Genomic DNA, 12,207 nt, shown 5'->3' on the forward strand with positions numbered 1-12,207 from the left:
GATGCGGTCGGCTTCGCGTCGGCAGCTAGACCCAAATAAGGCCATCCGCGACAGCGTAACAGCTTCGGTAAAGCAGGCAACCATTCACCTGAGCTAAACGCGAAAGGCGATGATGATGCTTTATTCACTTACCGCCTGACGCGATCCCGCTCGCTTCGGGAGATTGTTGATCCTCGCGCAATCTTGCCCGGACGAAACGTCGAGCAACGCCACGCGTTCTCTATGGATGATCACGTTGAAGCTGCTCATGACCATGTCGCTGATGGCCGCAAGCCCCGCAAGCCTCTCTTCGATGAAGTGGGAAAAGCGTGTGCTGCTGGTCAGCGCGCCTGATGCAAACGATCCCTCGCTCAACGAACAACGCCGGATCATCGCTCGTTGGAGGGCGGGCGCGGAAGAGCGCGATATTAAGATCGTCGAAGTCATAGGGCACGACGTAGTGGGAGCAAGCGATCCGGCGGCTACGCTACGGCAGCGCTACAGATTACCGATCGCCGGTTTTGCGGTTACCCTGATCGGTAAGGATGGTGGCAGCAAGCTACGCGGGACACGACCCATCTCTGCCGCCACGCTTGAAGAAGTGATCGACGCGATGCCGATGCGTCGCGGCGGCAAGCGTTAGCACCGTTCAGTTCGAGTATGAGAGCAAGTCACTTTCCCTCAAAACGGCCGGGTGATCGGTACCCAAACGCGAAGACCCACATCCGGTCATTCAGCTGTCTTCAACCTCCGCCAAATATCGGACGTCCGTTCATGTTATTCTTCAGCATTCCGTCTTCCGGTTCGGCGTATTCAATAGCGGATTACTGTCAAATCTGGGGAGTTCGGCAACGGGAAAGTTGTAGAGAAGTTTAGGTGCGGCTAAGCTGGTCCTATCATCTAAAAGGACGGCGGACATGTTCAGATGAACCGTAGCCGCCGGAGGAGGGCACATCGATACAGGTGCACGGGACTGGCTGCTGATCGATTGCTCGCGCAAAGGCGAAATCATCCTTGCCCATTCAAAGCCAAGCGCATCTCCTCAGATTGGGAGGCTACATCGATACGAAACTACCATACCGACCTTCACTGATGTGCTGCTTCGGTTTTCTCGGGACAGCGGGCACCAGCTAGCAGATCTGCAGCCTGCAATCGCTATAGCGGGAGTTGCCAGCGGTCCTTCGATGATCATCGAACGATCACGATGGGTGATCTCGTATGATGGATTGACCTCTCTGTTTGCGCGAGCACCGGTGATCATAAACGAGGTGGCTGCGCAGGCTTGGGCACTGCGGGCGTCGTTGCAAGGCGTAACTCTGGTACATGGCACACGTCTGCCGGACATGACCAAGAAGGGCCGGTATGCGTTCCTGACCTACAATGAAGGTGTCGGAACCGCAGTTCTAGACCTTGACGAACACGGGCGGTATTCCGTGTTAGACGCCGAAGGTGGTCAGCTAGATTTCGCCGGCATTTCAGATGCTGAACGGGATCTTGCCCGTTCGATCGTTACCGTAGCAGGGGCCGCAATCTCGTGGGAAAACATCCTGATGTTGCGACAACATGTTGCGACGACAGCGATCGAAGAAAAAGATCTTCTATTCGCACGCCTTCTCGGCCGCTTCGTTTCCAATCTGATGTACACGAACGGGGCTTGGAACGGCGCCTTTATGACCGGTCCCCTCGTCCCTTCACCTAAACTTGACGCCGAGTTTTCGTCGGCATTTACAACCCGCCGACCTTATCCGCGGCTGCTTGCTAAAGCCGCTGTGTGCAGGGTCGCGCAAGCAAACTCCGTCCTGCGCGGGTGCGCGGTGATGTTGGCGTCGCGCTTCGGACTTCTGTGACCAAGAGATCGCCGTCCAAGCTTACTCTTAGGTTCTCCGGAACCAGTCGTTTAGATAGGCCGTCCAATCATTTCAGAGCACACGTCTGATACGCTTGAACAACGTACTGCCGAGTCAATCAATGCTGTTGGCCAAGTCCAGTGGCGGTCCAATAGATCCCGCCCAGCAGGTGCTGTAAATATCGTTCGTCCCGGTACATCTCGACGTTGTGCCCGAGCAAAGTGACAAACACGCGCCCTTTCTCGTAATGCTGGAACCATGCTTCCGGATGATCCCCGCCCATCCGCTTACCGACTTGGCCGGGCCAGATCTTGGTCGGATCGTAGCTGGCCTCGTCGACTTTCAAGACAGGAGCGATCGTGACGTGATATGGATTGGCGGTGACATAGAACTCGTCGCTCCAAATCCATCGATCGGGCAAGCCAAACGCAGCGGGAAACCCTTTGTCCGCGACGGTGACTACCGCGGTCTGGATCATCGGATGATTGATGAAAGAGCGGCCGACCAGCTTCTCAAACCAAGGCCATGAATTCGGTGGCACGATCGCGGCCCGGTGCACCACCATGGCGTTGCCACCGGAGCGCATATATTGCTCGAAGTGACTGCGTTGCGCCTCACTCAACTGCTCCGCCGGCGAATTCAGAAACAGAACCGCTGCATACTGATGCAGGTCGCCGTCGAACGCCGCAGGATCGCTCGTCCAGGTTATCCCGAACGAGTGAAGCCTAGCTAGGCGCTCAAGGCTCTCCCGTGCGATGGGGATATATTCATAGTGGTATTTGCTGGGCGTTGCGATCACCAGTACCTTGAACTGGTCCTCGGCCCAGCTGACTGAGGGCATGACGATCCAGATCAGGGTGGCAAGCACCCGAACAATGGCCTTCATCGCGCACGCTCCTCGTTAACTCACGCGCTTGTACCGCAGGTGTCTGTATGCGCCAGCCAGACATTCATCGCGAGCGATGCTGCTAAGCGCTTCTCTGCCGATGACAACTCGGAAGTCGACAGCCGCGCAACGCCATGCGTCTGACGCATGGCATTGGGAAGTCTGCGACCGCGCAGAGCCAATCCCGGTCGTTCGCGACGTGTTTTTGACTTCCCAACTCCGGTCGCCCGTTCATGTGGCTTGAAGGGTTGCTGCTACCGCTCAGCCAGCTCACTCTCCAGTTTGGCAATGGCAACGCCAATCGCGTCGAATTGCGCGCAGGAAGGCTCCTGCCGCGCCCGTCAAGCCTCCTGTACCAAGTCCGACCAATAGGTGATGGTATCCTTGTAAACCGGGTGACCACGCAGCCTGCGGGCGCTTGCAATGGCATTCTCAAGGTTCTCTAAGACTGATCCATGGAGCTACATGAGACCAGATAGGCCGGCAATCCATAAAGAAGAAGGTTGATCTCGGAGTGTCGTGCGAAAGCACGGGGCGGGCAACCGCCCCGTGCCTCGTCGTGAGTCAGCCTTCGATAAAGGCCAGCAGGTCAGCGTTGATCCGATCGGCATTGGTGGCCGGCATGCCGTGGGGGAAGCCGGGATAGGAGATGAGCTTGGCACCGTTCACGATCTCCGCTGACATCTTGCCAGTGGTGGCGAACGGCACGACTTGGTCATCCTCGCCGTGCAGCACCAGCGTCGGCACGGCGATCGCTTTGAGGTCATCCGTAAAATCGGTCTCGGAAAAGGCTTTGATGCCCAGCGTATGAGCGAGCGCCGAGCCCATCATGCCCTGCCGCCACCAGTTGAGCCGCACCGCTTCCTTCACCTCAGCACCCTCGCGGTTGTAGCCGAAGAAAGGGAGGGTGAAGTCGTAGTAGAATTGGGAGCGGTTGGTGGCGGTCTGCTCGCGCACCATGTCGAACACGTCCATCGGCACGCCATCCGGGTTGCTGTCGGTCCTGACCATGATCGGCGCGACTGCGCTCACCAGCGCCACCCTCTTTACTCGGCCGGGCTTGGCACGCGCGACGTAGCGGGCCACCTCGCCACCGCCGGTCGAGTGCCCGACGTGGACTGCGTCGTGCAGGTCGAGCGCGTCGGTCAGCGCGATGACGTCGGCGACATAGGTGTCCATGTCGTGGCCGCCAGCAGACTGGGTAGAGCGGCCATGGCCGCGGCGATCATGGGCGATGACCCGGTAACCCTTCTGGACGAAGAACATCATCTGGGCATCCCAGTCGTCCGAGCTGAGCGGCCAACCATGATGGAACATGACGACGGGCGCGTCCTTGTTGCCCCAGTCCTTGTAGAAGATTTCGGTCGCGTCGGCGGTGGTGATAAACGGCATGGCAGGTCTCCTTGGAGTTACGAAGGGTACGCGGTACGAAAGGGTGGATCAGGCGGCGTCGACGAGAACGATCTCGGCATCCTCGATCGCGGTGACGCGGAGAACGGCCTCCTCGGCGATGGCGGCACCGTCGCGGGCCTCCAGGCGAGCGCCGTTGACCTCGATTGTGCCAATAGCGGGGACGAGGTAGCCGTGGCGATCGGCGCCGAGCGGGTACTCGGCGGTCTCGCCCGCCTTCAGCGTGGCAGCGACGATCCGGGCGTCGGTGCGGATCGGCAGCGCGTCGTCATCGTTGGCGAAGCCGCTGGCCAGCGTCACGAACTGCCCTGAGCGCTCGCCCTTGGGGAAGGGCTTGGCACCCCACGACGGAGCCTCGCCACGCGTCTTGGGCTCAATCCAGATCTGGAAGATGCGGGTGATACCCGGCTCCTTGTTATACTCCGAGTGGCGGACCCCCGAGCCCGCGCTCATCACCTGCACGTCCCCGGCCTCTGTGCGGCCGGTGTTGCCGAGCGAGTCCTGGTGGGTGATCGCACCCTCACGGACGTAGGTGATGATCTCCATGTCGTTATGCGGATGCGGCGGGAAGCCGGTGCCGGGGGCGATGGTGTCATCGTTCCAGACGCGGATGTCACCCCAGCCCATCCGGGCCGGGTCATAGTAGCTCGCAAACGAGAAGTGATGCTTGGCGTCGAGCCAGCCATGGTTGGCGCCACCGAGGCTGCTCAAGGGACGACGGTCAATCATGGTTCGGTCTCCTGGGGGAGCGTTGCTGCTCCGATGACCTGAAGATGCGCCACGATCGGACTTGACGAAACGGCAAGGTTGGCATCTCATCCTTGCCGGAAATGGTGAAGCGTCTTCCTGATCTCGAAGCCTGGGCGATCTTCGCCAAGGTTGCCGAACACGGCTCTTTCTCGCGGGCGGCACGCGAGATGGGCATGTCCGATCCCACCGTTTCGAAGGCGATCGGGCGACTAGAGGCGCGCCTAGGCCTAACCCTAATCGCGCGTACCTCGCGACGTATTGCGCTGACTGATGCCGGACGAGCCGCGTTGGAGCGCGCAAGCCGCATCCTCAGCGAGGGCGTGGCGGTTGAGGACGAAGCCGGCGAACAATCCAATGTGCCCCGCGGCCGCGTACGGATCAGCGCTCCTCTGTCGTTCGGCATCGCCTATCTCGGCGCGACGCTGCCGGCGTTCCTTCAAGCCTATCCCGAGATCACCGTCGATTTCGCGCTGAGCGACCGCAAGGTCGACCTGGTGGCGGAAGGGTTCGATCTGGCGCTCAGAATCGCCAGCCTGAACGACTCATCGCTCCTATCGCGCCGGCTCTGCACAGTTCGGCTGTTGCTGGTGGGCTCGCCCGACTATCTCGGGCGCCACGGCATGCCCACTCATCCAGCGGAACTGAGCCGGCATCGCGCGCTGGCTTATACGGGTGGTGCCTCCAGGATGTGGCGCTTCACACACTCAACATTTGGGGAAGAGGCGGTCGAACCGTCGGTGCGGGTGTGGACAGACAATGCCGATCTGCTGAACCCGGCGCTTGTCGCCGGGCAGGGTCTCGCAATTCAGCCCGAGTTCCTGATCTGGCGCGAATTGCGCGACGGCAAGCTGGCAGTCGCGATGCCGGAATGGGCCGTGACGCCGTTGGGGCTTCACCTCGTCATGCCGCCTAGTCCCTTACGGCCGCTCCGTGTTCAGGTTCTCATCGACTACCTTGCCCGTGAGCTGGCGAACGCACCGTGGGGCTGCGAGTAGGTACGTCGCTGATGCCCTAAGTTTCGAGCGCCTCGTAAGTCCCACCTTTTGCGACATGGAGATGTCGTGTTTTGGTGGTTAGCTGCCGTTCCGCTTCACCCGTTTAAAGGTGAAGATCGCGGTATCGCTGGGAAGCTCAATGGCCTCAGGGCGCTTTGTGTCGGCAAGCCTCAAAAAAGACGGGCTAATCGATCTTTCGATTTGGACGGCCTTGCCGCCTGATATTCCCACATAGGCGCTCGGCAGAACATATGGGCTGACCTTGTCGTATTCGACAACGTAGCTAATCGTCTGACTATGGCCGAAACTCATCTGTCCATTTTGAAGTTTGATCGGCTCGCAACACGAATTGACGTAAGTGCCATCGGCAGCCCCGATTGGTAGGCGTGGTGGAAACACCCACCAATACATGGGTACCACGATGAAGACAGCGATAATACCGATCATAAAATATGGTGGAGATAGTGGAGTCCGATGCATTGACCTATCATGAGTTCGCCATCCGTGGCGTCAATGTCTAGTTTTGGGCGGGAACCGTCAGACTGCTTTTCCTCCTGCTAGCGGCTGTTCGGCTTTTGGGCGATTCGAAGGCGCCAGCGCATTGGAACGTCTTGGTCTGGTGGTGAGCGGCCCGGCAGGTTTTGAACGGCCCGGGGGGTGGAAAGCGGACTTTAGTAGTGGCAGCATCGCCGCCTGTTAGAGCGAGGGTTAGCCGGATGAAGGGAAAGTTGTGGAGCCCTGTCGTGCTGGCGGTGGTTGCGTCGGGTGCCACGGCGTCAGCATCAGACGAAAGGCCTCTGCCGTGTCTTGCAGGTATGCGAACGGCTCTCGTTCAAGGGCACTTCACCGGACCGATCGTTTGTTCAAGAAAAGACGCTTCGTTCGTTCTGGTAGGCCGCACGGCTGGAAACAAGTTCTCAGTCTATGACTACCGCTACAGATTCCTTCCGGCACGAGGCGATGTGATGCACGGCGGCCAGAAGATGGTTGTATTTCGCGACAACGTCTATGTCGGACAATACTCGCTTTCACCGCCGCCCTACGTAACCTTGACCGTCAACGGCACACATGTCTTGCTCGAGACTGCTGGCACACCCAAGGTTGAACTCGACCTCACGCGCGCGCCACCCAGCCACATTCTTTTCGGTGGCGAGGTAGAAACCTTCAGCCGTTAGTAGAGCCTCGTCTGAACGAACGGCGGCAATTTGGAACAGCGACAGCAGCCCGGAATGGCTGCTGATGGGCGCTTTCAGATCGTCCGCTTTTCTTTTCGATAGCGGCCAGTCGGCTTTTGGGAGATTTGATCGGAAGCGGAGCCCCGGAACGTCTTGAGGTGGTGGATTGCGGAAGGTCGGCCAATGGCATTGATCGTGCGAAGGCAGCCCTAATCTGAAGCTGATATGCAGCCCAGTTTACGATCTAAGGCGGTTCTCTGATGCGAAAGCCTGCCTCCGTCGGCCGGAGTTTTCAGCACGGGCGTAGCCGTACGGGGGCCATTCAAGAAAGATGGCAGCGGCCGTCTGCAAGTCGTCGTTACATCGCACTGACCTGCGAAGTATAGCGCCTCACGCGAAGCCCGGCATAAGCTCCTTGCTTCTTCCGCTTCCCTCGAGGCTAACCGAGCTCGGACGAGTCGGGGCTCCGTCCGGCGTGAGTGCCGTACGCTATGCTGCGCTGCGCCCAGGCAAGCGCTTGACTTAAACCGCCAAGTCAGGCTGTGTTCTTGATACCTGCTTTCATCCTTGTCCGGCCTCAACCGGAGGAGTACCGCCATGTCCGTCGAGTTTGATGCCTATGCGTTGGACGGCGTGTACCTCCATCAGGGGCCTGACTATACGATCTACACTGCGACGTTTGACTCCAGATATGCCTCCGGAGGCGGCTCGGACACTGTCTTCCATGCCACAGTCACCGTGGGTCCTCAGGCAGTGTCTGGCCCGTTTGGCACTGCTCACATTAGCGGTCCTAATTCGTTTGTGGTTGACCACGTCGATAGCGTGACAGGCGCAATCTCCAAATATACCTACCACATTGTCGGTACCGATCAATTCGGTCATAATCTGGTATTTGAATCCGTGGATGAGCAAACGCCCCGTGGGGTTTTCGTTCTCAGTGATTCTGGAAGCGATCAGGCTGGCGGGTCGCCGCCCTCGTTAGGTCAGATCATCGAAGTGTCGACTGAAAACCCATACATCCCGCCACAGTTTCGCTGTTTTGTTGAAGGTACTCTACTCTTAACCGAGCGCGGCTATCGCGCGGTCGAAGTGCTGGAACTGGGAGACCGAATTAGGACCAGCAAGGGCGATGATCGGCCTGTTAGATGGATCGGGCATCAGCGTATCCAACTCCCCGCCAGCGGCCGAAGCGAAGCGTCTCCCGTTCGAGTGCTGCGTAATAGCTTCGCCGAGAATGTGCCGATGCGTGACGTATGGCTTTCGCCGGGTCATGCGGTTTGCATCGACGTTGTTGGCGAGGTCTTGATCCCAGTTGGGAAGCTCGTGAACGGCGCCACTATCGCTCGGGTTGAAGTCGCAGAAGTCAATTACTGGCACATCGGATTAGACGATCACGAATTGCTCGTCGCTAGCGGCTTGACAGCCGAGAGCTATCTCGATCACGGCGAAAGCAATTGGTCGGGCGAATCAGGGGCGCCTAGTACGTTGACCGCTGGCGAGCGCTGTCGTCCGTTCTACGAAGACGGTCCTATCGTCGTGGCCGTACGAGAAAGATTAGCGGATCGCGCCCGCTCACTTGGATGGGCCAGCAGCGCTGACATGGACATGCATCTTACTGTAGATGGTGAACGCATCGATGGCGAAGTCACCGCCGGCAAGGCAACTTTCCACATCAAGGCGGGCGCTAAGGATGTGCGGGTTGTGTCTAAGACGTTCGTTCCGGCGCTGTGGGGCATTCGCGGCGACGAGCGTCTGCTTGGCTTGTTTATCCGGCGTTTTCACGTCGCGGATGAGAAGCACTGCGATCACGTGATCGACATCGCTGATCCTCGCCTGACAGACGGTTTCTACGCGCCCGAAATGCAAAAGGGAGTACCGTGGCGTTGGACCAACGGCGAGGCGCGCTTGCCGCCTGATCTTTGGGCAGACGCGCAGTCAGATGTGATGTTAAGCATCGATTGGCACGCGACCGCCAGCCGAGCGTGGGTAGCGCCGTATGAGGCTGATGCGAGTGCAGGTGTGGAATCAAACGTCGTGCTGCTCAAGGCAGGCTGATCAAGAACTGCACGAGGTTGGCATTGCGGCGCTCCCCCGACGTGGGCGAACGTAGCGGCCGGTCAGTCAGCTATGACGGATCGCGCAGGCTTAGAGCGTCGGAACGGCTTTAGGTGGTGGTGAACGGTCCGTCTGCTTAGCGGCGGAATCGGCGGGTAGCTGCCATCAGACGCATGCCCGATCATCTAACGTCAGGGCGAGACCTTGCTCTGTGGCTTTAACCGTGTCGCCGACCCGGCACTTCAACATAGCGAGCGGAACGCTTTTCTCGGTCATTAGGCCATCCCAGCTCCGTGCCGTGATCTGCACCTTGTCCGTGTCCCATTTGGGCCGGAGGCCATGCGCTATATCAACCACCATCGCTGAAGTCCGACGGGAAGGCTGCTCGTCACAGCCGGCCAATGCTAACATTGTCACCAAAAGAATGAAGCTGCCCACTCTCATTGAATGAACTTACCTGGTTCGTGCTACGTCCGCTATCAGGAAAGAGTTTTGGCGCTTGGACGGCGCGAATTGGGCGCTTTCAGATCGTCCGCTTTTCTTTCCGATAGCGGCCAGTCGGCTTTTGGGAGATTTGATCGGAAGCGGAGCCCCGGAACGTCTTGAGGTGGTGGGACGCGGACACTCGACCTTTGGCGATTGGCGTGCCATCCACTGGTGCGGGCTATGCCGATGCCCGCAAGGAGGCAGTATGGACAAATTTAAGTCGCTTGCATTACTTGGTGGCATAGTTGGCTCGGCCACTATTCTTGCGGTCTTTCGCGGTGACACGATATTCGCGGCGCCCATGTTTTTCATAGTAGTCGTTTTTGCCCTCCGCGCATACCGTGAATGGAAGCGTGAGGAAGCTTAGGTTTTGCTAACGACCTTCAACGGAGCCCGCCGCAGGTCGTGACCAAATGTCTGCGACTGGACGTTACCGGAGAGTCCGCTTTTTGTGACGCCGGTGGTGGACGATCGCTACCCAACCGCTCACAAAGATCACCTGCAATCCAATTCCTATCGGCAGCGAATGCATCGCTGAAGCAAAGCTGTCGTTGTGCCAGTCTGACAAGAAGACCCCGAGCAGAACCGGTATCGCGATTTTTATCGGTTGATGCCAAGCGGGCTGCTGCATCAGCAGATCATACACAAGGGCTCAACGTCGGCTAGTGGGCGCTTTGAGGCCGTCCGCTTTTCCGCCCGATAGCTGCCGGTCCGCTTTCAGGAGATACGATCGGCACTGGAGCGCCGGAACGGCTTGGGTTGGTGGAAACCGGACGTTGGCGGACTATCGTGAAGATAGCTGCCGCCGATACCATTTCAGGACTCGGGTTGCCCCAAGATAGATGCCACACCCGATCACGTAATGGACAATACCGATAACCGCGATTTCGCGCAGATCGCCGGTCGCCTGCGCCTTTGGAACGGCAAAGTTGCTCGCCCCGATTAGCGCCGCCGCAAGAGCGAATATCACGCCAAAACGCGAAAATACCAAATTAACGCCAGATAGTAGCGTTGCTTCCCAGAAAGCTTGCCGGTCGCCATCACTAGCAGGATACGATCCGCCCCGAATGGCCGCAAGTGGGCGACTGCGGAGGGGCTGCTTTCCTCCCCGATAGCCGGCGGTCGGCTTTTGGCCGATCCGATCGGCGTGGGAGCGTCGGAATGGCGTGAGGTGGTGGTTAGGCGAAGGGCGGGTTTTCCGGCTATCGAGCGCATACCTGCCGTTCATAGATTTGGCACGACAAAGCAGGGTCAAACGCGATCAGCATGTCCGCCAGCTAAGCCGTTAAGCATCTTCAAGAACGAAGCTTTAACTTTAAATTGCTGGCGATGGCAGACTTTGAGAACAGCGAATATGAAGCGTCAGCGGCTGTCCGGCTTCATCCGAGTGCAGAGTTGCTACAAAATCTGTGTTTAAATCGTCATTCAGCCCTTGACGATAGAAAACGGACCACTCTCCTTCGGTAGGAACAATGACAGACTCAGATCGTTCTATCCTAGTTGGGCGCATGATCGATGATAGCTTATTTTTATCATATTTGCAGGCGACTTTTTCCATTGAAGAAAATGTAATCGCCGATGGCGGTAGTCTCTCAATCGCAATTTTGAGTTTATCCGCACGTCTTATACTGGCTAAATAGCTTGATATATCAACCGCTTCATTCCAAAGAACGCTGTCGTTCGAAAAGGACTGACACTTTTGCAGCGCAGCCTGCCGTGAGTGATTTACAGATGGCAGAGAAAAATATCTATTTTTCCAGTAAAAGCTTGAAAGAGAGTGGCCAACAACCGTTCCATTCTACACTTTGACGTGCACATCTTTCTTGTGGGATTGTTGATCGTCTGGTGAGAAATGCAGAATCGCGTGACGTTCTTCGCAAACAGTGTTTTCGTCGTTAGTGGTAACGGTGAACGTCATGTCGATCGTAAAACCGTTATAAGTTGGTGTGGGAAGGAGAACATCCTCGGAAACCGTAGCTCGGGTGATGTCCTTCATTATGACCGGCATTACCTCCTTCGCTAAGTGGCGAGCGCTGTTGCCGGTAAATTCGTAGCTTTTCGCAGGGTAGGTGCCGTTGAACACAAGTGTTTCAAGCTGCGAAGATTGCGGCGACATCGCCGGTATGGAACTAACGGCTGCCGAATAGGAGGGCGTGATGGCACCGAGCAAGCAGAGGGCGAACTGGCAGATTACATTTTGCACCACTTTTGCTCCCTGCGACGATCGTGTCTCGTGCATTCACGAGGAACGGGTGACCGCTTTTGGGGAAGTGCTAGAAATCTCGGATCGGCACAAATTGGGCGTTACCCGTCTTCCAACCCGAGTAGCCTACGAGCTTCCCGGTCTGCATCTTCTATGGTGCCGTAAAGTCCTGAAAGCGGTTCTACCCCTTCATACATCTCAGGCGTCCTATCGACGGTCCAACGTCGATCTTCGACAGGTTCGACATGGAAGGCGACTTGCGTCTCTGGTGGCCAATGCCAGTGCTGATAGAGACAAAATAGACCATCTGACCTCCGGACGATTGTCACCCGACCATACTCGTTCGGTGAAAGCAGCACCTTCTCTTCGTGAATGTCCATGGCTCCATAATGCCGTACCAACCCAGCGGTCGCAAATGGGC

Annotated in this window: 11 protein-coding genes; 5 read left to right on the forward strand and 6 right to left on the reverse strand. The window is 57.7% G+C overall.

Features of this window, described 5'->3' with window-relative positions; genetic code table 11:
• The first annotated feature begins 226 nt into the window (after nucleotides 1-226).
• Nucleotides 227-622, forward strand: coding sequence for a DUF4174 domain-containing protein (locus L8F97_RS21835; protein WP_242154794.1), 396 nt, complete (start codon nucleotides 227-229; stop codon nucleotides 620-622).
• Between the two features lie 433 nt (nucleotides 623-1,055).
• Nucleotides 1,056-1,826, forward strand: a complete 771-nt coding sequence (locus tag L8F97_RS21840) for a glucokinase (protein WP_313932082.1) — start codon at nucleotides 1,056-1,058, stop codon at nucleotides 1,824-1,826.
• A gap of 118 nt (nucleotides 1,827-1,944) precedes the next feature.
• Here L8F97_RS21840 and L8F97_RS21845 read toward each other — a convergent pair whose 3' ends face one another.
• The 3 genes from L8F97_RS21845 to L8F97_RS21855 form a co-directional block, all read right to left on the reverse strand.
• A complete protein-coding gene (locus L8F97_RS21845) occupies nucleotides 1,945-2,712 on the reverse strand; it encodes a ThuA domain-containing protein (RefSeq protein WP_242154777.1) in 768 nt (255 codons plus the stop codon).
• Between the two features lie 564 nt (nucleotides 2,713-3,276).
• A complete protein-coding gene (locus L8F97_RS21850; RefSeq protein WP_242154779.1) occupies nucleotides 3,277-4,104 on the reverse strand; it encodes an alpha/beta fold hydrolase in 828 nt (275 codons plus the stop codon).
• A 48-nt stretch (nucleotides 4,105-4,152) separates the two neighbouring features.
• Entirely contained in the window at nucleotides 4,153-4,851 is a 699-nt protein-coding gene (locus L8F97_RS21855; protein ID WP_242154781.1) for a pirin family protein, read from the reverse strand.
• Between the two features lie 101 nt (nucleotides 4,852-4,952).
• On the opposite strand from L8F97_RS21855, the gene L8F97_RS21860 reads away from it, so the two are divergent.
• Nucleotides 4,953-5,867, forward strand: coding sequence for a LysR substrate-binding domain-containing protein (locus tag L8F97_RS21860; RefSeq protein WP_409929085.1), 915 nt, complete (start codon nucleotides 4,953-4,955; stop codon nucleotides 5,865-5,867).
• Between the two features lie 78 nt (nucleotides 5,868-5,945).
• Here the strand turns inward: L8F97_RS21860 and L8F97_RS21865 are convergent, their stop codons facing one another.
• Nucleotides 5,946-6,314, reverse strand: coding sequence for a hypothetical protein (locus L8F97_RS21865; RefSeq protein ID WP_242154784.1), 369 nt, complete (start codon nucleotides 6,312-6,314; stop codon nucleotides 5,946-5,948).
• Between the two features lie 269 nt (nucleotides 6,315-6,583).
• On the opposite strand from L8F97_RS21865, the gene L8F97_RS21870 reads away from it, so the two are divergent.
• Both L8F97_RS21870 and L8F97_RS21875 read left to right on the forward strand, forming a co-directional pair.
• On the forward strand, nucleotides 6,584-7,042 hold the full coding sequence (locus L8F97_RS21870; protein WP_242154786.1) for a hypothetical protein: 459 nt from the start codon (nucleotides 6,584-6,586) through the stop codon (nucleotides 7,040-7,042).
• A 597-nt stretch (nucleotides 7,043-7,639) separates the two neighbouring features.
• On the forward strand, nucleotides 7,640-9,097 hold the full coding sequence (locus L8F97_RS21875; RefSeq protein WP_242154788.1) for a Hint domain-containing protein: 1,458 nt from the start codon (nucleotides 7,640-7,642) through the stop codon (nucleotides 9,095-9,097).
• Nucleotides 9,098-11,381: 2,284 nt separating this feature from the next.
• On the opposite strand, the gene L8F97_RS21880 is transcribed toward L8F97_RS21875, so the two are convergent.
• Entirely contained in the window at nucleotides 11,382-11,786 is a 405-nt protein-coding gene (locus tag L8F97_RS21880; protein WP_242154790.1) for a hypothetical protein, read from the reverse strand.
• 101 nt (nucleotides 11,787-11,887) lie between these two features.
• On the reverse strand, nucleotides 11,888-12,207 hold a 320-nt coding region (locus L8F97_RS21885), incomplete at its 5' end, for a hypothetical protein (RefSeq protein ID WP_242154792.1).

The organism is Sphingomonas sp. BAUL-RG-20F-R05-02 (assembly GCF_022662305.1).
Classification (GTDB): domain Bacteria; phylum Pseudomonadota; class Alphaproteobacteria; order Sphingomonadales; family Sphingomonadaceae; genus Sphingomonas.